Origin of the sequence: Streptomyces genisteinicus (genome assembly GCF_014489615.1) — a bacterium.
Lineage (GTDB): Bacteria > Actinomycetota > Actinomycetes > Streptomycetales > Streptomycetaceae > Streptomyces > Streptomyces genisteinicus.
This window is the reverse complement of sequence record NZ_CP060825.1, coordinates 4202827-4224040: the sequence shown is the minus strand read 5'-3', so window position 1 is coordinate 4224040 and position 21214 is coordinate 4202827. Positions and strand designations below refer to the sequence as shown.

Annotated in this window: 17 protein-coding genes; 3 read left to right on the top strand and 14 right to left on the bottom strand. The window is 70.8% G+C overall.

Annotated features, from left to right (window positions below; all coding sequences use genetic code 11):
• Positions 1–13: 13 nt before the first annotated feature.
• Positions 14–2722, top strand: coding sequence for a fumarate reductase/succinate dehydrogenase flavoprotein subunit (locus tag IAG43_RS18380; RefSeq protein ID WP_187741817.1), 2709 nt, complete (start codon positions 14–16; stop codon positions 2720–2722).
• A gap of 85 nt (positions 2723–2807) precedes the next feature.
• The gene (locus tag IAG43_RS18375) at positions 2808–3428 is read left to right on the top strand and encodes a Uma2 family endonuclease (RefSeq protein WP_187744527.1); all 621 of its coding nucleotides are present in this window, start codon (positions 2808–2810) and stop codon (positions 3426–3428) included.
• A gap of 70 nt (positions 3429–3498) precedes the next feature.
• Here the strand turns inward: IAG43_RS18375 and nuoN are convergent, their stop codons facing one another.
• From nuoN to IAG43_RS18305, 14 genes are all read right to left on the bottom strand, one after another.
• Positions 3499–5154, bottom strand: a complete 1656-nt coding sequence (nuoN, locus tag IAG43_RS18370) for an NADH-quinone oxidoreductase subunit NuoN (RefSeq protein ID WP_187741816.1) — start codon at positions 5152–5154, stop codon at positions 3499–3501.
• Positions 5151–6722 (bottom strand): NADH-quinone oxidoreductase subunit M, encoded by a 1572-nt coding sequence (locus IAG43_RS18365; RefSeq protein WP_187741815.1) that lies wholly within the window; start codon positions 6720–6722, stop codon positions 5151–5153. The genes nuoN and IAG43_RS18365 overlap by 4 nt, the downstream gene beginning before the upstream one ends.
• Before the next feature lies 1 nt (position 6723).
• Entirely contained in the window at positions 6724–8622 is a 1899-nt protein-coding gene (nuoL, locus tag IAG43_RS18360; protein WP_187741814.1) for an NADH-quinone oxidoreductase subunit L, read from the bottom strand.
• Positions 8623–8637: 15 nt separating this feature from the next.
• Positions 8638–8937 carry an NADH-quinone oxidoreductase subunit NuoK gene (gene nuoK, locus IAG43_RS18355; RefSeq protein WP_187741813.1) on the bottom strand — a complete coding sequence of 100 codons (300 nt, stop codon included), beginning with the start codon at positions 8935–8937 and terminating at the stop codon, positions 8638–8640.
• Positions 8934–9773: an NADH-quinone oxidoreductase subunit J gene (locus IAG43_RS18350; protein ID WP_187741812.1), complete on the bottom strand. Its 840-nt coding sequence runs from the start codon at positions 9771–9773 to the stop codon at positions 8934–8936. The genes nuoK and IAG43_RS18350 overlap by 4 nt, the downstream gene beginning before the upstream one ends.
• Positions 9770–10432, bottom strand: coding sequence for an NADH-quinone oxidoreductase subunit NuoI (nuoI, locus tag IAG43_RS18345; protein ID WP_187741811.1), 663 nt, complete (start codon positions 10430–10432; stop codon positions 9770–9772). Before nuoI ends, IAG43_RS18350 begins: the two co-directional genes overlap by 4 nt.
• Positions 10395–11768 carry an NADH-quinone oxidoreductase subunit NuoH gene (nuoH, locus tag IAG43_RS18340; protein ID WP_187741810.1) on the bottom strand — a complete coding sequence of 458 codons (1374 nt, stop codon included), beginning with the start codon at positions 11766–11768 and terminating at the stop codon, positions 10395–10397. The genes nuoI and nuoH overlap by 38 nt, the downstream gene beginning before the upstream one ends.
• Positions 11765–14269 carry an NADH-quinone oxidoreductase subunit G gene (locus IAG43_RS18335; RefSeq protein WP_187741809.1) on the bottom strand — a complete coding sequence of 835 codons (2505 nt, stop codon included), beginning with the start codon at positions 14267–14269 and terminating at the stop codon, positions 11765–11767. Before IAG43_RS18335 ends, nuoH begins: the two co-directional genes overlap by 4 nt.
• Positions 14270–14357: 88 nt before the next feature.
• Positions 14358–15731, bottom strand: coding sequence for an NADH-quinone oxidoreductase subunit NuoF (nuoF, locus tag IAG43_RS18330; RefSeq protein ID WP_187741808.1), 1374 nt, complete (start codon positions 15729–15731; stop codon positions 14358–14360).
• The gene (gene nuoE / locus IAG43_RS18325) at positions 15731–16543 is read right to left on the bottom strand and encodes an NADH-quinone oxidoreductase subunit NuoE (protein WP_187744526.1); all 813 of its coding nucleotides are present in this window, start codon (positions 16541–16543) and stop codon (positions 15731–15733) included. The genes nuoF and nuoE overlap by 1 nt, the downstream gene beginning before the upstream one ends.
• A gap of 17 nt (positions 16544–16560) precedes the next feature.
• The gene (locus IAG43_RS18320; RefSeq protein ID WP_187741807.1) at positions 16561–17883 is read right to left on the bottom strand and encodes an NADH-quinone oxidoreductase subunit D; all 1323 of its coding nucleotides are present in this window, start codon (positions 17881–17883) and stop codon (positions 16561–16563) included.
• Complete coding sequence (locus tag IAG43_RS18315; RefSeq protein ID WP_187741806.1) at positions 17883–18611, bottom strand: NADH-quinone oxidoreductase subunit C; 729 nt, start codon at positions 18609–18611, stop codon at positions 17883–17885. The genes IAG43_RS18320 and IAG43_RS18315 overlap by 1 nt, the downstream gene beginning before the upstream one ends.
• Positions 18612–18791: 180 nt before the next feature.
• Complete coding sequence (locus IAG43_RS18310; RefSeq protein ID WP_187741805.1) at positions 18792–19346, bottom strand: NuoB/complex I 20 kDa subunit family protein; 555 nt, start codon at positions 19344–19346, stop codon at positions 18792–18794.
• Positions 19347–19366: 20 nt separating this feature from the next.
• Entirely contained in the window at positions 19367–19726 is a 360-nt protein-coding gene (locus IAG43_RS18305; protein WP_187741804.1) for an NADH-quinone oxidoreductase subunit A, read from the bottom strand.
• 692 nt (positions 19727–20418) lie between these two features.
• Between IAG43_RS18305 and IAG43_RS18300 the strand changes: the two genes are divergently transcribed.
• Positions 20419–21207: a C40 family peptidase gene (locus IAG43_RS18300; protein WP_246574416.1), complete on the top strand. Its 789-nt coding sequence runs from the start codon at positions 20419–20421 to the stop codon at positions 21205–21207.
• Positions 21208–21214: the final 7 nt, after the last annotated feature.

Below are 21214 nucleotides of genomic sequence, written 5' to 3'. Positions count from 1 at the left end.
GAAAGGCCCAGCCATGCGGATTCCGGCCCTCGCGGACGCGGACGAGATCAGCTGCGACGTACTCGTCGTGGGCGGCGGCACCGCCGGGACGATGGCCGCGCTCACGGCCGCCGAGCACGGCGCGGACGTGCTGCTGCTGGAGAAGGCGCACGTCCGGCACTCCGGGGCCCTCGCCATGGGCATGGACGGCGTGAACAACGCCGTCGTGCCCGGCCGTGCCGAACCGGACGACTACGTCGCCGAGATCACCCGGGCCAACGACGGGATCGTCGACCAGTCCACCGTCCGGCAGACGGCCGTCCGCGGCTTCGCGATGGTGCGGCGGCTGGAGTCGTACGGGGTGAAGTTCGAGAAGGACGAGCACGGCGAGTACGCCGTCCGGCAGGTCCACCGCTCGGGCTCGTACGTGCTGCCCATGCCCGAGGGCAAGGACGTCAAGAAGGTGCTCTACCGGCAGCTGCGCCGCCGGGAGATGCGCGAGCGCATCCGCATCGAGAACCGGGTGATGCCGGTGCGGGTGCTCACCAGCGGCGGGCGGGCCGTCGGCGCGGCCGGGTTCGACACGCGCACCGGGCGGTTCGTCGTCGTCCGGGCCGGTGCCGTGATCCTCGCGACCGGCGCGGCCGGACGGCTCGGACTGCCCGCGTCGGGCTACCTCTACGGCACCTACGAGAACCCGACCAACGCCGGCGACGGCTACGCCATGGCCTACCACGCGGGCGCCGAGCTCACCGGCATCGAGTGCTTCCAGATCAACCCGCTGATCAAGGACTACAACGGCCCGGCCTGCGCCTACGTCGCCAACCCCTTCGGCGGCTACCAGGTCAACCGGCACGGCGAGCGGTTCGTCGACTCCGACTACTGGTCGGGCCGGATGATGGCCGAGTTCGCCGAGGAACTGGCCTCCGACCGCGGCCCGGTCTACCTGAAGCTCAGCCATCTGCCCGAGGAGTCGGTGGCAGCGCTGGAGGGCATCCTGCACACCACCGAGCGCCCCACCCGCGGCACCTTCCACGCCAACCGCGGGCACGACTACCGCACCCACGACATCGAGATGCACATCTCCGAGATCGGCCTGTGCGGCGGGCACTCGGCGTCGGGCGTGCGCGTCGACGACCACGCGCGCACCACCGTGCCCCGGCTGTACGCCGCCGGCGACCTGGCCTGCGTCCCCCACAACTACATGATCGGCGCGTTCGTCTTCGGCGACCTCGCGGGCGAGGACGCCGCCCGGTACCGCGCGTACGACGGAGAACTCCCCGCCGACCAGCTGCGCGAGGCCCACGAGCTGGTCTACCGGCCGCTGCGCAACCCGGACGGGCCGCCGCAGCCGCAGGTCGAGTACAAGCTGCGGCGCTTCGTCAACGACTACGTCGCCCCGCCGAAGAGCGGCGCCCGGCTGTCGCTCGCCGTGGAGCACTTCGAGCGGATGCGCGGCGAGATCGCGGCCATGGGCGCCACCACCCCGCACGAGCTGATGCGCTGCGCCGAGGTGTCCTTCATCCGGGACTGCGCCGAGATGGCCGCCCGCGCCTCGCTGGCCCGCACCGAGTCCCGCTGGGGCCTCTACCACCAGCGGACCGACCACCCCGCCACCGACGACGAGGACTGGCTGCACCACCTCGACCTGCGCAAATCGGCCTCGGGGGCCATGGAGTTCACCGCCCGGCCGGTGGCGCCGTACCTGGTGCCGGTCGACGAGTACGCCCCCGCCGGCGGCCCGTCCCGCCATCTGGGAGAGGTCGCCCTCGCCCAGGTGGCGACGGCCGGGCCGCGCGAGGTGGCGCCGACCGGATCGCGGATCGCCACGCGTGCCGCCGCCGGAAGCGGGCCCGCCACGGCCTCGCCCCGGATCCTGGAGCTGCTGGCCCTCGCCGAGGGCGACCCCGAACTCCCCGCCCTGCGGCCCTATCTGGCCGACCCGGACCCGGCGGTGCGCCGTGCCGCCGTCGCCGCGCTCACCGAGACCGCCCCGGGCGGCACCGGCCCCGCGCTCGCCGGGGCGCTCGCCGACGCCGACCCCGGGGTCCGGGCCGCGGCGGCGGACTCCCTGCGCGAGCTGGTGGAGACCCTGCCGCCCGAACCCGCACTGCGCGAACTGCTCCTCGCCGCACTCGCCTCGGCCGACCCCGTCGTCCCGGCCGCCGCCCTCGACGTCCTGCGCGAGCTGCGTCTGGGCACCGCCCCTGCCTACGCCGCGGTGCTCGGCTCGCCGGACATCGCCGTCCGGATCGCGGCCGCGCGGGCGCTGGTCTCCGTCGACGCCCTGCCGGAACTCGCCCGCGCCGCCGCCGACCCGGCCCGCGAGGTGCGGGTGGCCACGGCCAGGGGACTCGCCTCGGTGACCGCCGCCGGTGTGCTCGCCCCGCTGACGGCGCTCACCGGCGACCCGGACCCGCTGGTGCGGGCCGCCGCCTACGAGGCGCTGGGCACGGCGGGCTGCCCGCCGGACCTCGCCGCCACGGCCCGCGCCGCCCTCGCCGACCCGGCGTGGCAGGTCCGCGCGGGCGCGGCGAAGGCGCTGGGCGCGGCCGCTCCCGCCGACGCGGTCCCCGCCCTCGCCGGGGCCCTCTCCGACTCCAACGCCGACGTCCGCAAAGCCGCCGTCCTCGCCCTCCTCCGCCACCCCTCCGCCCCCGCCGCCCGCACCGCCCTGACCTCCGCCGCCACCGACACCGACGCGGACGTCCGCGCCTACGCGGGGCGGGTCAACACGGGGTGATCCGTACACACGTGCGTGGAGTCTTGATCCCTTTGCGCCCGATACGCTGGACGGGCCCGCGAGACTCCGTCGCATGGGAGCACTGATGAGCGCCGAACCCGAGTCCCAGGAGCAGAGCAGCCCGCGCTGGCCGGTCCCTCCGGTGGGCGGCTGGACGGCCGACGACCTGGACACGCTTCCGCACCTGCCTCCGCACACGGAGCTGATCGACGGGAGCCTCGTCTTCGTGAGTCCGCAGAGCCTCTTCCACGCACGTGCGGTGAGCTTCTTCGAGTGGCAGCTCCAGTCGCTCGCGCCGGAGGACTTCGAGGTCGTGCGCGAGTTCACCATCGACGTGGACCGCCACAACCGGCCCGAGCCGGATGTGGTCGTGGTGCCCGAGCACGTCATCCAGGACGTGGAGCAGACCCGCTTCCCCGCCCAGGCGGTGCTGCTGGCGATCGAGGTGGTCTCCCCCGAGTCGCTGACCCGGGACCGGGAGACCAAGCCCCTCAAGTACGCCCGTGCGAAGATCCCCCACTACTGGCGGGTGGAGAACCAGCAGGGGAAGCCGGTCGTCTACGTCTTCGAGCTGGAGCCGAGCACCGGTGTCTACACGCCGACGGGCGTCTTCCACGACCGGATGAAGGTCGACGCCCCGTTCCCCGCCGACCTGGATCTGACCGCGATCACGGCCAAGCGGCGGCGCCCGCCCTCCGGCCCGTAGTCCCCGCACGCCGAAGGTCCGGCACCTCCCCCGGGAGGTGCCGGACCTTCGGCGTGGACGTGGGCAGTGGTCAGCGGACGAAGGTGCCCGCCTGGCTCGCCAGGTCCAGGAAGTACTGCGGGGCGACGCCGAGCACCAGGGTGACGGCGACGCCGACGCCGATCGTGGTGATCGTCAGCGGCGACGGCACGGCCACCGTCGGGCCCTCCGGCTTCGGCTCGCTGAAGAACATCAGCACGATGACCCGGATGTAGAAGAACGCGGCGATGGCCGAGGAGATCACACCGACGACGACCAGCGCGCCCGCGCCGCCCTCCGCCGCCGCCTTGAAGACGGCGAACTTCCCCGCGAAGCCCGACGTCAGCGGGATGCCGGCGAAGGCGAGCAGGAAGACCGCGAAGACCGCCGCGACCAGCGGCGAACGCCGCCCCAGTCCGGCCCACTTGGAGAGGTGGGTCGCCTCGCCTCCGGCGTCGCGGACCAGGGTGACGACGGCGAAGGCGCCGATGGTCACGAAGGAGTAAGCGAGCAGGTAGAAGAGGACGGAGGAGACGCCCGAGGGGGTCGTGGCGATCACACCGGCGAGGATGAAGCCGGCGTGCGCGATCGACGAGTACGCGAGGAGGCGCTTGATGTCGGTCTGGGTGATGGCGACGATCGCACCGCCGAGCATGGTCACGATCGCGACCCCCCACATGACCGGACGCCAGTCCCACGCCATGCCCGGCAGCACCACGTACAGCAGCCGCAGCAGGGCGCCGAAGGCGGCGACCTTGGTCGCGGCGGCCATGAAGCCGGTGACCGGGGTCGGGGCGCCCTGGTAGACGTCGGGCGTCCACATGTGGAACGGCACGGCGCCGACCTTGAAGAGCAGGCCCATCAGCAGCATCGCCCCGCCGATCAGCAGCAGCGCGTCGTTGCCCATGGTGTCGGCGAGGGCCGGGTCGATGGAGCGGACGCTGCCGTCGACGACGTCGGCGATCCGGGCGTACGAGACGGAGCCGGCGTACCCGTAGAGGAGCGCGATGCCGAACAGCATGAAGGCCGAGGAGAAGGCGCCCAGCAGGAAGTACTTGACCGCCGCCTCCTGGGACATCAGCCGCTTGCGGCGGGCCAGGGCGCAGAGCAGGTAGAGCGGGAGGGAGAAGACCTCCAGCGCGATGAAGAGGGTCAGCAGGTCGTTGGCGGCCGGGAAGACCAGCATGCCGGCGACCGCGAAGAGGGCGATCGGGAACACCTCGGTGGTGGTGAACCCGGCCTTGACCGCGGCCTTCTCGTGGTCGCTGCCCGGCACGGCGGCCGGTTCGGCGGCGAAGGAGTCGATCCGGTTGCCGTGCGCCTCGGGGTCGAGACGGCGCTCGGCGAAGGTGAAGACCGCGACGACCGACGACAGCAGGATCACGCCCTGGAGGAACAGGGCGGGGCCGTCCACCGCGATGGCGCCCATCGCGGCGATACCGGCCTTCGTCGTGGCGTGCCCGCCCGCGGCGAGGGCCACGACCGCCGCGAACGAGGCCGCGAGGGCGACCACGGTCACGAACAGCTGGGTGTGGTACCGGGCCCGGCGCGGCACGAAGGCCTCCACCAGGATGCCGACGAGGGCGGCGCCCACGATGATCAGCACCGGTGCGAGCTGGTCGTACTCGATGTGGGGTGCGGGGATCTTGCCGAGCGGCTCGGCCTCCGCCGCCATCGTCCACAGGCTGTGGACAGCTTGCTGGCTCACTTGGCCGCCTCCACCTCGGGCCGGGGGTCCTGCTTCTGTACGTCGGACATCGTGTGCTCCACCGCCGGGTTGACGATCTCCGTCACCGGCTTCGGGAACACGCCCAGGAAGAGCAGCAGCGCGATCAGCGGTGCGACGACCACCAGTTCACGTGCCTTCAGGTCGGGCATGGTGCTGACCTCGGCCTTCACCGGCCCGGTCATGGTGCGCTGGTAGAGCACCAGGGTGTAGAGCGCGGCCAGCACGATGCCGGAGGTGGCGATCACACCGGCCACCGGGTACGCGGAGAACGTGCCGACCAGCACCAGGAACTCGCTCACGAACGGGGCGAGTCCGGGCAGCGACAGGGTCGCGAGGCCGCCGACGAGGAAGGTGCCGGCGAGCACCGGGGCGACCTTCTGCACACCGCCGTAGTCCGCGATGAGACGCGAACCGCGGCGCGAGATCAGGAAGCCGGCGACCAGCATCAGCGCGGCGGTCGAGATGCCGTGGTTGACCATGTACAGCGTCGCGCCCGACTGGGCCTGGCTGGTCATCGCGAAGATGCCCAGGACGATGAAGCCGAAGTGCGAGATCGACGCGTAGGCGACCAGACGCTTGATGTCGCGCTGGCCGACGGCGAGCAGCGCCCCGTAGACGATGCTGATCAGCGCCAGCACGAGGATCGCCGGGGTGGCCCACTTGCTGGCCTCCGGGAAGAGCTGGAGGCAGAAACGGAGCATCGCGAAGGTGCCGACCTTGTCGACGACGGCAGTGATCAGCACCGCGACCGGTGCGGTCGCCTCGCCCATCGCGTTCGGCAGCCAGGTGTGCAGCGGCCAGAGCGGGGCCTTGACCGCGAAGGCGAAGAAGAAGCCGAGGAACAGCAGCCGCTCGGTGTTCTGCGCCATCTCGAACTCGCCGCTCGCCCGGGCCTCGGCGATCTCGGAGAGCGAGAAGCTGCCCGCGACCACGTAGAGGCCGATGACGGCGGCGAGCATGATCAGGCCGCCGACCAGGTTGTAGAGGAGGAACTTCACCGCGGCGTACGAGCGCTGGGCCGCCGCGTTCTCCTCGGTGCCGGCGTGCGCGCGGTCGCCGAAGCCGCCGATGAGGAAGTACATCGGGATGAGCATGGCTTCGAAGAGGATGTAGAAGAGGAAGACGTCGGTGGCCTCGAAGGAGAGGATCACCATCGCCTCGACCATCAGGATCAGGGCGAAGAAGCCCTGCGTCGGCCGCCAGCGCTTGGTGGCCTTCTCCTGCGGGTCGGCGTCGTGCCAGCCGGCGAGGATGACGAACGGGATGAGCAGCGCGGTCAGCGCCACCATCACCACGCCGATGCCGTCGACGCCCAGTTCGTAGCGGACGCCGAAGTCGGCGATCCAGGAGTGGGACTCGGTGAGCTGGTAGCGGTCGCCGCCGGGCTCGAACCGTACGAGCACGATGGCGGCCAGCACCAGGGTGGCGAGCGAGAAGAGCAGCGCCAGCCACTTGGCGGCCGTCCTCCGCGCGGCGGGGACGGCGGCGGTGGCGATCGCACCGACCGCCGGGAGCACCGCCGTTGCCGTCAGGATCGGGAAGGACATGTCAGACCGCCCTCATCAGCAGGGTCGCGGCGATCAGGATCGCCGTACCGCCGAACATCGAGACCGCGTAGCTGCGGGCGTAGCCGTTCTGCAGCTTGCGCAGCCGGCCGGACAGACCGCCGAACGTGGCGGCCGTGCCGTTGACCACACCGTCGACCAGGGTGTGGTCGACGTAGACCAGGGACCGGGTGAGGTGCTCCCCGCCGCGGACCAGGACCACGTGGTTGACGTCGTCCTGGAACAGGTCGCGTCGGGCGGCCCGGGTGAGCAGCGAGCCGCGCGGCGCGGTGACCGGGACCGGCTTGCGCCCGTACATCGCCCAGGCGATCCCCGCGCCGATCACCAGCACCACGACGGTGGAGGCGGTGATCGCGGGGACGCTGATGACCGGGTGCGGGTGCTCGAACTCGGTGACCGGGGCGAGCCAGTTGGCGAACCGGTCGCCGATCGCGAAGAACGCGCCGGCGAAGACCGAGCCGAAGGCGAGCACGATCATCGGGATCGTCATCGACTTCGGGGACTCGTGCGGGTGCGGCTCGTGGCCCTCCGCGTCCGGCTGCCAGCGCTTCTCGCCGAAGAACGTCATGATCATCACGCGGGTCATGTAGAACGCGGTGATGCCGGCGCCCAGCAGCGTGATGCCGCCGAAGATCCAGGCGCGGGCGCCGTCGCCGTAGGCGAAGGCCGCCTCGATGATGGTGTCCTTGGTCCAGAAGCCGGACAGGCCCGGGAAGCCGATGATGGCGAGGTAGCCGAGGCCGAAGGTCACGAAGGTGACCGGCATGTACTTCCGCAGCCCGCCGTAGCGGCGCATGTCCACCTCGTCGTTCATGCCGTGCATGACCGAGCCGGCGCCGAGGAAGAGCCCGGCCTTGAAGAAGCCGTGGGTCACCAGGTGCATGATCGCGAACGCGTAGCCGATCGGGCCGAGTCCGGCCGCGAGGATCATGTAGCCGATCTGCGACATGGTCGAACCGGCGAGCGCCTTCTTGATGTCGTCCTTCGCGCAACCGACGATCGCACCGAAGAGCAGCGTCACGGCGCCGACGACCACGACGGCGAGCTGCGCGTCCGGGGCGGCGTTGAAGATCGCGCCGGACCGGACGATCAGGTACACGCCGGCGGTCACCATGGTCGCCGCGTGGATCAGGGCCGAGACCGGGGTCGGGCCCTCCATCGCGTCGCCGAGCCAGGACTGGAGCGGCACCTGCGCCGACTTGCCGCACGCCGCGAGCAGCAGCATCAGGCCGATCGCCGTCAGGGTGCCCTCGGAGGTCTCGCCCACCGCGCCGAGCACCGGCCCGAAGGCGAAGGTGCCGAAGGTGGTGAACATCAGCATGATGGCGATCGACAGGCCGATGTCGCCGACCCGGTTGACCAGGAACGCCTTCTTGGCCGCCGTCGCCGCGCTGGGCTTGTGCTGCCAGAAGCCGATGAGCAGGTACGAGGCGAGGCCCACGCCCTCCCAGCCGACGTACAGCAGCAGGTAGTTGTCCGCGAGGACCAGCAGCAGCATCGCCGCGAGGAAGAGGTTCAGGTAGCCGAAGAAGCGGCGGCGCCGCTCGTCGTGCTCCATGTACCCGATGGAGTAGATGTGGATCAGGGTGCCGACGCCCGAGATCAGCAGCACGAAGGTCATCGAGAGCTGGTCGAGCTGGAAGGCGATGTCCGCCTGGAAGCCCTCGACCGGGATCCAGTTGTAGAGCGTGCTGTTGAGGGCCCGGTCGTCCGCGTCCTTGCCGAGCATGTCCGCGAAGAGGACGGCGGCGAGGACGAAGGAGGCGCCGGCGAACAGGGTGCCGAGCCAGTGGCCGGTCGTGTCGAGGCGGCGGCCGCCGCAGAGCAGCACCGCCGCTCCGAGCAGGGGCGCCGCGACGAGCAGCGCGATCAGGTTCTCCACGATTCGTCCGTCCCCTTACAGCTTCATCAGGCTGGCGTCGTCGACCGAGGCCGAGTGGCGGGAGCGGAACAGCGAGACGATGATCGCGAGTCCGACCACGACCTCCGCGGCCGCGACGACCATCGTGAAGAACGCGATGATCTGGCCGTCGAGGTTGCCGTGCATCCGGGAGAAGCCGACGAAGGCGAGATTGCACGCGTTGAGCATCAGCTCGACGCACATGAAGACCACGATCGCGTTCCGCCGGATCAGCACACCGGCGGCACCGATGGTGAACAGCAGCGCGGCGAGGTACAGATAGTTGACCGGATTCACCGCGTGACCTCCTGTCCGTCCCGGTCGTGCCCGTCCGTGTCGCGTCCGAGCCGCTCCGCGGAGCGCTGCTCCAGGGCCTTGAGGTCGTCCAGCGCCTCGCGCGACACGTCCCGGATCTGGCCGCGGTCGCGCAGGGTGCGGCTGACCGTGAGCTCGGACGGGGTGCCGTCGGGCAGCAGGCCGGCGATGTCCACCGCGTTGTGCCGGGCGTAGACGCCGGGGGCGGGCAGCGGCGGCAGGTGCTTGCCCTCGCGCACCCGCTGCTCGGCGAGTTCGCGCTGGGTGCGGGCGCGCTCGGTGCGCTCGCGGTGGGTGAGCACCATCGCGCCGACGGCCGCCGTGATCAGCAGCGCGCCGGTGATCTCGAAGGCGAAGACGTACTTGGTGAAGATGAGGGCGGCCAGGCCCTCGACGTTGCCGCCGCGGGCGGCGTTGGCGGCGCCCAGGCCGTTGAAGTTCTTCAGGGAGGCGTTGGCGATGCCGGCGATCAGGAGGATGCCGAAGCCGAGGCCGCACAGGGCGGCCAGCCACCGCTGCCCCTTGATGGTCTCCTTCAGCGAGTCGGCGGCGGTGACGCCGACCAGCATGACCACGAAGAGGAACAGCATCATGATCGCGCCGGTGTAGACGACGATCTGCACGATGCCCAGGAAGTAGGCGCCGTTGGCGAGGTAGAACACCGCGAGGATGATCATGGTCCCGGCGAGGCACAGCGCACTGTGCACGGCCCGCCGCATCAGGATCGTGCACAGGGCGCCGATGACGGCGACCGTGCCGAGGATCCAGAACTGGACGGCCTCGCCGGTGGAGGTGGTGGAGGCGGCGAGCACGTTCATGCGCCGATCACCTTCCCGGAGGCGGGCTCGTCCTCGCCGAACGTGGACTCGCCCTCCTGGACCTGCTCGCCGCGGGACACCGCGGTCTGCCGGACCGTGCCCGGGGCGGCCTCGGTGACCAGGCCCCGGTAGTAGTCCTGCTCGTCCATGCCGGGGAAGATCGAGTGCGGCGAGTCGACCATGCCCTCGTCCAGACCGGCGAGCAGCTGCTCCTTGGTGTAGATGAGGTTCTCGCGGCTGCTGTCGGCCAGTTCGAACTCGTTGGTCATCGTGAGCGCCCGGGTGGGGCACGCCTCGATGCACAGGCCGCACAGGATGCAGCGGGCGTAGTTGATCTGATAGACGCGGCCGTACCGCTCGCCCGGGGAGTAGCGCTCCTCCTCGGTGTTGTCCGCGCCCTCGACGTAGATGGCGTCGGCCGGACAGGCCCAGGCGCACAGCTCGCACCCGACGCACTTCTCCAGCCCGTCGGGGTGGCGGTTCAGCTGGTGCCGGCCGTGGAAGCGCGGCGCCGTGACCTTCGGCTGCTCCGGGTACTGCTCGGTGAGCCGCTTCTTGAACATGGCCTTGAAGGTCACGCCGAAGCCGGCGACCGGATTCTGGAACGAGCTCTCGGATGTGTCAGACACCGTCGGCCTCCTTTCCGTCCTGAGGACCATCACTGTCCGTACCGGGCCCGCCGCTGGAGATCAGTTCGCGGTCCCGCCGCGGGCGCCTGCGCGGCACCGGCGGCAGCTCCTGACCGGGCAGCGGCGGTACGGGGAACCCGCCGGCCATCGGGTCGAACGGACCGGGCGCGGGCTTCGCCGCCTCGGCCTCCCGGTCCTTCCTGCCGCGGAACACGTCGGCCACGAAGGACAACAGGAGCACCGCGATCACGGCCCCGGCGACGTAGAGCACGATCTGCTGGAAGTCGTAGTTCTCGTTCCGCAGCGCCCGCACCGTGGCGACGAGCATCAGCCAGACCACCGAGACCGGGATCAGGACCTTCCAGCCGAGCTTCATCAGCTGGTCGTAGCGGACCCGTGGCAGGGTGCCGCGCAGCCAGATGAAGAAGAAGAGCAGCAACTGCACCTTGAGGACGAACCAGAGCATCGGCCACCAGCCGTGGTTCGCGCCCTCCCAGAAGGTGGAGATCGGGTACGGGGCTCGCCAGCCGCCCAGGAAGAGGGTGACGGAGACGGCGGAGACGGTGACCATGTTGACGTACTCGGCCAGCATGAACATCGCGAACTTGATCGAGCTGTACTCGGTGTTGAAGCCGCCGACGAGGTCGCCCTCCGACTCCGGCATGTCGAACGGCGCCCGGTTGGTCTCGCCGACCATGGTGACGACGTAGATGATGAACGACACCGGCAGCAGCAGGATGTACCAGCGGTCGGCCTGCGCCTCCACGATCGCCGAGGTCGACATCGACCCGGAGTAGAGGAAGACGGAGGCGAACGCGGCGCCCATCGCGATCTCGTAGGAGATCATCTGCGCGCACGAGCGCAGGCCCCCGAGCAGCGGGTACGTCGAGCCGGACGACCAGCCCGCGAGCACGATGCCGTAGATGCCGACGGAGGCGACCGCGAGGATGTAGAGCATCGCGATCGGCAGGTCGGTCAGCTGCATCGTGGTGCGGTGGCCGAGGATCGAGACCTCGTTGCCGGCCGGCCCGAACGGGATCACGGCGATCGCCATGAACGCCGGGATCGCGGCGACGATCGGCGCGAGGATGTAGACGACCTTGTCGGCCCGCTTGACGACGACGTCTTCCTTGAGCATCAGCTTGATGCCGTCGGCGAGCGACTGGAGCATGCCCCAGGGGCCGTGCCGGTTGGGGCCGATGCGCAGCTGCATCCAGGCGACGACCTTGCGCTCCCACACGATGGAGAACAGCACGGTGATCATCAGGAACGCGAAGCAGAACACGGCCTTGATGACGACGAGCCACCACGGGTCCCGGCCGAACATCGACAGGTCCTCGAGGGCCAGGCTGGTCATGGCGCTCATGCCTCCACCTCCGTCACCTCGGTCGCGCCCGTGACGGCCGCGATACGGACCAGTTCGCCGGGGCGGGCCCCGGTGTCGGCGGCCACGCCGCCGCCCGCGGAGTTCAGCGGCAGCCACACCACGCGGTCGGGCATCGAGGTGACCTGGAGCGGCAGCCGGACGGAGCCGGCGGGGCCGGACACCTCCAGTGCGTCGCCGTCCTTCACCCCGGTCTCCGCCGCCGTGGTCGCCGACAGCCGTGCGACGGGGGCGTGCCGGGTGCCGGCCAGCGCCTCGTCGCCCTGCTGGAGCAGGCCCTGGTCGAGCAGGAGCCGGTGCCCGGCGAGGACCGCCTCGCCCTCGCCCGGCCGCGGCAGCGGGCGGGACGTCTCGGCCGGCCCGCCGGCCCGGGGGCCGTCCCAGCGGCCCAGCCGGTCCATCTCGGCGCGGACGGCCTTCAGGTCCGGCAGCGCGAAGTGGACGTCGAGGGCGTCGGCGAGCATGTGCAGCACCCGGGCGTCGGCCGGGGCGAGCCGGCGGGTCATCTGCTCGGGCTTGAGCGCGGCCTCGAACATCCGCACCCGGCCCTCCCAGTTGAGGAAGGTGCCCGCCTTCTCGGCGACGGCCGCGACCGGGAAGACCACGTCCGCCCGCTCGGTGACCTCGCTCGGCCGCAGCTCCAGCGAGACGAGGAAGCCGACGGCGTCCAGCGCCTCACGGGCGCGGGCCACGTCCGGCAGGTCCGCGACCTCGACACCGGCGACGAGCAGCGCGCCCAGTTCGCCGGTGGCCGCGGCCTCGACGATCTGCCCCGTGTCGCGTCCGAAGCTGACGGGGAGTTCACGCACCCGCCAGACCTCGGCGGTCTCCTCGCGGGCACGCGGGTCGGTCGCCGGGCGGCCGCCCGGCAGCAGCGACGGCAGCGCGCCCGCCTCGACCGCGCCCCGGTCGCCGGCCCGGCGCGGGATCCACACCAGCCGGGCGCCGGTGGCGGTGGCGGTGCGCAGCGCGGCGGTGAGCCCGCCGGGCACGGCGGCCAGCCGCTCGCCGACGACGATCACCGCGCCGTCGGAGCGCAGCGCCTCGGCGGCCCGGGCGCCGTCCTCGTCGAGCCCGGTGCCCGAGGCGAGGGCGTCCAGCCACTCGGTCTCGGTGCCGGGGGCGGCGGGCAGCAGGGTGCCGCCCGCCTTCTCCAGGCCGCGGGTGGCGTGGGTGGCCAGGGAGAAGGTCCGCTGGCCGTGCTTGCGGTGCGCCTTGCGCAGCCGCAGGAAGACGCCCGGCGCCTCCTCCTCCGACTCGAACCCGGCCAGCAGCACGGCCGGGGCCTGCTCCAGCGCGGTGTAGGTGACACCGGTGCCGTCGAGGTCCCGTCCCCGTCCCGCGACGGCGGCGGCCAGGAAGTCGGCCTCCTCGGCGGAGTGGGCGCGGGCGCGGAAGTCGATGTCGTTGGTGTCCAGGGCGACCCGGGCGAACTTGGCGTACGCGTACGCGTCCTCGACGGTCAGCCGGCCGCCGGTGAGCACGCCCGCCCGGCCGCGCGCGGCGCGCAGGCCCGCGGCCGCCGCCTCCAGCGCCTCGGGCCAGCTCGCCGGTTCGAGGACGCCCTCGTCATTGCGGACCAGGGGGGTGGTGAGGCGGTCGCGCTGCTGGGCGTAGCGGAAGCCGAAGCGCCCCTTGTCGCACATCCACTCCTCGTTGACCTCCGGGTCCTCCGCCGCCAGGCGGCGCATGACCTTGCCGCGCCGGTGGTCGGTGCGGCTCGCGCAGCCGCCGGCGCAGTGCTCGCACACGGACGGGCTGGAGACCAGGTCGAAGGGGCGGGAGCGGAAGCGGTACGCGGCCGAGGTGAGCGCGCCCACCGGGCAGATCTGGATGGTGTTGCCGGAGAAGTACGAGGCGAACGGGTCGCCCTCGCCGGTGCCGACCTGCTGGAGCGCGCCGCGCTCGACCAGCTCGATCATCGGGTCGCCGGCCACCTGGTTGGAGAACCGGGTGCACCGCGCGCAGAGCACGCAGCGCTCGCGGTCGAGGAGCACCTGGGTGGAGATGGGCACCGGCTTCTCGTAGGTGCGCTTCTTCCCCTCGAAGCGCGATTCGGCCTGCCCGTGCGAGACGGCCTGGTTCTGCAGGGGGCACTCGCCGCCCTTGTCGCAGACCGGGCAGTCCAGCGGGTGGTTGATCAGCAGCAGCTCCATCACGCCCTGCTGCGCCTTCTCGGCGACGGGCGAGGTGAGCTGGGAGCGGACGACCATGCCGTCGGTGCAGGTGATGGTGCAGGAGGCCATCGGCTTGCGCTGGCCCTCCACCTCGACGATGCACTGGCGGCAGGCGCCGACGGGGTCGAGCAGCGGGTGGTCGCAGAAGCGCGGGATCTCGATGCCGAGCTGCTCGGCGGCGCGGATGACGAGCGTCCCCTTGGGGACGGAGATCTCGGCGCCGTCGATGGTCAGCGTGACGAGGTCCTCGGGGGGCACCGGGGCGCCGCCGCCGGCGGCCGCGGAGCCGGGCGTGGTGACGGTCATGCCCGCACCTCCCCGCTGCCGAGGGCGGTCGTCGTGGTGCGGCGGCCCGCCGCGGGGCCGCGGCCGGTGCGGGGCGCGTGCGCCGGACTCATGCGGACACCTCCGTGGTGTGTCGGTCGGCCCAGGCCGTGGACTTCGCCGGGTCGAAGGGGCAGCCCTTGCCCGTGACGTGCTGCTCGTACTCCTCGCGGAAGTACTGCAGCGAGGAGAAGATGGGCGAGGCCGCGCCGTCGCCGAGTGCGCAGAACGACTTGCCGTTGATGTTGTCGGCGATGTCGTTCAGCTTGTCGAGGTCCGACATGACGCCCTTGCCCGCCTCGATGTCGCGGAGCAGCTGGACGAGCCAGTAGGTGCCCTCGCGGCACGGCGTGCACTTGCCGCAGGACTCGTGCGCGTAGAACTCGGTCCACCGGGTGACGGCCCGCACCACGCAGGTGGTCTCGTCGAAGCACTGGAGCGCCTTGGTGCCCAGCATCGAGCCGGCGGCGCCGACGCCTTCGTAGTCGAGCGGGACGTCGAGGTGCTCGTCGGTGAACATCGGGGTCGACGAGCCGCCGGGCGTCCAGAACTTCAGGCGGTGGCCGGGCCGCATGCCGCCGCTCATGTCGAGCAGCTGGCGCAGGGTGATGCCGAGCGGGGCCTCGTACTGTCCGGGGCTCGCGACGTGGCCGCTGAGCGAGTACAGCGTGAAGCCCGGGGACTTCTCGCTGCCCATCGCCTTGAACCAGTCCTTGCCCTTGTTGAGGATCGCGGGAACCGAGGCGATGGACTCGACGTTGTTCACCACGGTGGGGCAGGCGTACAGGCCCGCGACCGCGGGGAACGGCGGCCGCAGCCGGGGCTGGCCGCGCCGGCCTTCCAGCGAGTCGAGCAGTGCCGTCTCCTCGCCGCAGATGTACGCGCCCGCGCCCGCGTGCACGGTGAGTTCGAGGTCGATGCCGCTGCCGAGGATGTCCTTGCCGAGGTATCCGGCCTCGTACGCCTCGCGCACCGCCTCGTGCAGCCGGCGCAGCACGGGCACGACCTCGCCGCGCAGGTAGATGAAGGCGTGGCTGGAGCGGATCGCGTAGCAGGCGATCACGATCCCCTCGATGAGGGAGTGCGGGTTGGCGAAGAGCAGCGGGATGTCCTTGCAGGTCCCGGGCTCGGACTCGTCCGCGTTGACGACCAGGTAGTGGGGCTTCCCGTCGCCCTGCGGGATGAACTGCCACTTCATCCCGGTGGGGAAGCCCGCGCCGCCGCGGCCGCGCAGACCCGAGTCCTTGACGTAGGCGATCAGGTCGTCGGGCGTCATGGCGAGCGCCTTGCGCAGGCCCTCGTACCCCTCGTGCCTGCGGTACGTCTCCAGGGTCCAGGACTCCGGCTCGTCCCAGAAGGCGGAGAGCACGGGGGCGAGCAGCTTCTCCGGGCTCGCTTCCCCGCCGGCCTCCGGCCTGCCCCCGTATTCGGTGGACACCGACATCACTCCCCCTCCTCGCCGACAGGTCCGGCCGGGTTGTCCGGGTCGGATGCCGAGGTCTTCTGCGGTGCATCGTGGGAGCTCAGGTGCTCGGAGCCGGGCTGGGGCCGCTCCCTCGGCACCTCGCCCCGCGGGTGGACGACCCGTGCCGGGACGCCCTCGCCCTTGGCGAGGCGGAGCCCGATCAGCGAGGCGGGGCCCGCGCCGCCGGTGGCCTCGACGGCGCCGGGGCGCTCGTCGGGGAAGCCGGCCAGGATGCGGGCCGTCTCCTTGTAGCCGCACAGCGGGGCGCCCCGGGTGGGGCTGACCTGCTCGCCGGCGCGGAGGTCGTCGACGAGCTTCTTCGCCGACTCGGGCGTCTGGTTGTCGAAGAACTCCCAGTTGACCATCACCACGGGGGCGAAGTCGCAGGCCGCGTTGCACTCGATGTGCTCCAGCGTGACCTTGCCGTCCTCGGTGGTCTCGTTGTTGCCGACGCCCAGGTGCTCCTTGAGCTCCTCGAAGATGGCGTCGCCGCCCATGACCGCGCAGAGCGTGTTGGTGCAGACGCCGACCTGGTACTCGCCCGACGGCTTGCGCCGGTACATGGAGTAGAAGGTGGCGACGGCGGTCACCTCGGCCGTGGTCAGGCCGAGGAGCTCCGCGCAGAACCTCATTCCGGTGCGGGAGACGTACCCCTCCTCCGACTGCACCAGGTGCAGCAGCGGCAGCAGGGCGGAGCGCGAACCGGGGTAGCGGGCGATGATCTCCCGCCCGTCCGCCTCCAGCCGGGCCCGGACGTCGTCCGGGTAGTCGGGTGCGGGCAGTTGGGGCATGCCCAGCGATACGTCCGTCATCGGTCGACGCCTCCCATCACGGGGTCGATGGACGCGACGGCCACGATCACGTCGGCGACCTGGCCGCCTTCGCACATGGCCGCCATGGCCTGGAGATTGGTGAACGAGGGGTCCCGGAAGTGGACCCGGAAGGGGCGGGTGCCGCCGTCGGAGACGACGTGCACACCGAGTTCGCCCTTGGGCGACTCGACCGCGGCGTAGGCCTGTCCGGCCGGGACCCGGAAGCCCTCGGTCACCAGCTTGAAGTGGTGGATCAGGGCCTCCATGGAGGTGCCCATGATCTTCTTGATGTGGTCCAGGGAGTTGCCCAGACCGTCGTGGCCGAGCGCGAGCTGCGCGGGCCAGGCGATCTTCTTGTCGGCGACCATGACGTCCCCCGGCTCCAGCCGGTCCAGGCACTGCTCGACGATCCGCAGCGACTGGCGCATCTCCTCCAGGCGGACGAGGAAGCGGCCGTAGGCGTCGCAGGTGTCGGCGGTCGGGACCTCGAAGTCGTAGGTCTCGTAGCCGCAGTACGGGTCGGTCTTGCGCAGGTCGTGCGGGAGGCCCGCGGAGCGCAGGATCGGCCCGGTGGCGCCGAGCGCCATGCAGCCGGTGAGGTCGAGGTACCCGATGTCCTGCATACGGGCCTTGAAGATCGGGTTGCCGGTGGCGAGCTTGTCGTACTCCGGCAGGTTCTTCTTCATCGTCTTCACGAACTCGCGGAGCTGGTCGACGGCGCCCGGGGGCAGGTCCTGGGCGAGGCCGCCGGGCCGGATGTACGCGTGGTTCATGCGCAGTCCGGTGATCAGCTCGAAGATGTCGAGAATGAGTTCACGATCACGGAACCCGTAGATCATGATCGTGGTGGCGCCGAGCTCCATGCCGCCGGTGGCGATGCACACCAGGTGCGAGGAGAGCCGGTTCAGTTCCATCAGCAGGACGCGGATGATGTTCGCCCGGTCCGGCACCTGGTCCTCGATGCCGAGCAGCCGCTCGACGCCCATGCAGTACGCCGTCTCGTTGAAGAACGGCGTCAGGTAGTCCATGCGCGTCACGAACGTGGTGCCCTGCGTCCAGGTCCGGTATTCGAGGTTCTTCTCGATGCCCGTGTGCAGGTAGCCGATGCCGCAGCGGGCCTCGGTGACGGTCTCGCCGTCGATCTCCAGGATCAGGCGGAGCACGCCGTGGGTGGAGGGGTGCTGCGGACCCATGTTGACGACGATGCGCTCGTCGTCGGCCTTGGCCGCGGACTGGACGACCTCGTCCCAGTCACCGCCGGTGACCGTGTAGACGGTCCCCTCGGTGGTCTCGCGGGAGGATGCTTCCGAGGTGCTCATCAGCTGTACGACCTCCGCTGGTCGGGAGCCGGGATCTGGGCGCCCTTGTACTCGACGGCGATGCCGCCGAGGGCGTAGTCCTTGCGCTGCGGGAAGCCCTGCCAGTCGTCCGGCATCATGATCCGCGTCAGCGCCGGGTGACCGTCGAAGACCAGCCCGAAGAAGTCGTAGGTCTCGCGCTCGTGCCAGTCGTTGGTCGGGTACACCGCCACCAGCGACGGGACGTGCGGGTCGCCGTCCGGTGCGGAGACCTCCAGCCGGACGAGCCGGCCGTGGGTGAGCGAGCGCAGGTGGTACACGGCGTGCAGCTCGCGGCCCTTGTCCTCGGGGTAGTGCACCCCGCTGACGCCGGTGCACAGCTCGAAGCGGAGCGCCGGGTCGTCCCGCAGGGTGCGGGCGACGGTGAGCAGGTGCTCGCGGGCGATGTGGAAGGTGAGTTCGCCGCGGTCGACGACCGTCTTCTCGATCGCGTTCTCCGGGAGGAGGTCCTGCTCCTCCAGAGCGCCCTCCAGCTCGTCGGCCACCTCGTCGAACCAGCCGCCGTAGGGGCGCGACGCGGCTCCGGGCAGGCGCACCGAGCGCACGAGCCCTCCGTAGCCGGACGTGTCCCCTCCGTTGGCGGCGCCGAACATGCCGCGCTGGACGCGGATCTCCTCGCCGCCGTCGCCCCGCTGGCCGGGAAGGTTCTGACCGGAGAGCTCCTTCTCCGGATTCGGCTCGTCGCTCATCGCGTCCCCCCGTTCGCTTCTCCGCCCGCGCGGCGCAGAGGCGCGGCAATCGTCGTCGGCTGCGGCCCGGCGGCCGCGCGTGCGTCGCTCATCGCGTTTCACCGTTCGCTTCTCCGCCCGCGCGGCGCAGAGGCGCGGCAATCGTCGTCGGCTGCGGCCCGGCGGCCGCGCGTGCGTCGCTCACCTCAGGAGCCCCTTCATCTCGATCGTCGGCAGCGCCTTGAGGGCCGCCTCCTCCGCCTCGCGGGCCGCTTCCTCCGCGTTCACGCCGAGCTTGGACGTCTGGATCTTCTGGTGGAGCTTGAGGATCGCGTCCATCAGCATCTCGGGGCGCGGCGGGCAGCCGGGCAGATAGATGTCGACGGGGACAATGTGATCAACACCCTGCACAATCGCGTAATTGTTGAACATTCCACCCGACGATGCGCACACGCCCATGGAGATCACCCACTTGGGGCTGGGCATCTGGTCGTAGACCTGGCGCAGGACGGGCGCCATCTTCTGGCTCACCCGCCCGGCCACGATCATCAGGTCGGCCTGGCGCGGCGAGCCGCGGAAGACCTCCATGCCGAACCGGGCCAGGTCGTACCGGCCGGCGCCGGTCGTCATCATCTCGATGGCGCAGCAGGCGAGTCCGAAGGTCGCCGGGAAGACGGACGACTTGCGCACCCAGCCCGCGGCCTGCTCGACGGTGGTGAGCAGGAAGCCGCTCGGCAGTTTCTCTTCGAGTCCCATGGGAGTGCCCCTTCGTCCCTCTAGTCCCAGTCCAGGCCGCCCCGCCGCCACACATACGCGTAGGCGACGAAGACGGTGAGCACGAAGAGCAGCATCTCCACGAGCCCGAAGATCCCCAGGACGTCGAAGCTGACGGCCCAGGGATAGAGGAAGACGATCTCGATATCGAAAATGATGAAGAGCATCGCCGTCAGGTAGTACTTGATCGGGAAGCGGCCGCCTCCGGCCGGGACGGGCGTCGGCTCGATGCCGCACTCGTACGCTTCAAGTTTCGCCCTGTTGTACCGCTTTGGGCCGATAAGCGTGGCCATGACCACGGAGAAGATCGCAAACCCTGCCCCGAGGGCGCCGAGTACAAGGATGGGCGCGTAGGCATTCATCCCCCTCGCTCCTTCCAGTCGTCCTTGACCGTTGGACCGCACCGGGCAACCGGATCGCCGCCTCGAAGATCGCTTACATGTGAGGCAGTTCACAAGCCCGACTGCCCCGCATCCTATGCCCGTCGGTCTGTGATCTGCGACACGGGGTTCCCCATCGAGTTTGTGATCTCCACCACCCGACGAACGATCATGAAGCCCACCGAGGGGTGATCTTCGTACGCGAAGCTCACGGATGATCACCAGCCGTGACATCCGTGATCGTCGTGGCTGGTCGGAGGGGGTGTCGCTCTATCAAGAGATGTCTCATGCAAGCAAATTGGCAGTGGACGCCGCACGGGTGGTAAAGGATGCCGGCTCACCCGACCGTGGGTACGGAACGGACGCCGGTGGACACGTGCACGCGTTCACGAGCTCCCGGGCGCCCGGACGTTGACCGTTCTGTGACCTGCGCCACTCGCTCAAGACTTCAACAAAAGCGGGCTTGGCCAACGGTCTTCCGGGGTGGTAGGCACCCGGCAATTCGGACCTTTTATGGAAACCGCATGATCACAGCCGTGATCATGAATGCCCGATTCGCCCGTTACGGCGTCAATAAAGGGCCGTCCAGAGCGGATTCACAGGTTCCGGTGGTAACTGTGGTGCAACACACGTTTCTTGAAGGGAACCCGGAAGCCCTGATAGCGGTTGTCCCTATGTCCCACACCGCTCACATACCCAGCCACCGGAAGCCCCGCCGCGGCCCGTCGAAAATCGCGATCCGCGCCGGAGTTGCCGGTGGCTTCCTCAGCACCATCGCGGTGGCCGGTGCCGCCGGGCCGGCCAACGCCGAGCCGGTGACCGAGACCATCGAGATGCCCGTCCTCACCTCCGCGGACCTCTCCGCCCACGTCGCGCAGTCCGCCGCGGCCACGCAGGAGAGCGCCCTGCGCCTGGAGCTCCAGGCGCAGGAGGAGGCCGCCGCCGCCAAGGCGGAGAAGGCCGCCGAGAAGGCGAAGGCCGAGGCCGACCGCGAGGCGGAGGCCAAGGAGAAGGCAGAGGCCAAGGCCCGCGCCGAGGCGGCCGCGCAGGAGCGCGCCTCGCGCACCTCCGAGCGCACCACCCTCTCGACGGCGAGCGCGCCCGCGAGCGGCTCCGCCGGCGCCGTCATCGCCTTCCTCAAGGCCCAGCTGGGCGACGCGTACGTCATGGGCGCCTCGGGCCCCAACGCGTGGGACTGCTCCAGCCTGGTCCAGGCCGCGTTCCGCCAGGTCGGCATCGACCTGCCGCGCGTCTCCCAGGACCAGTCGGTCGCCGGCACCCAGGTCGGCACCTCCAACCTCCAGGTCGGCGACATCCTGTACTGGGGCGGCGCCGGCTCGGCGTACCACACCGGCGTCTACATCGGTGACGGCCAGTACCTCGACGCGGCCAACCCCAGCAAGGGCGTCGTCATCCAGGACCTCTCCGGCTACCCGGCGAGCGGCGCGGTGCGCGTGCTCTGACGCGCCC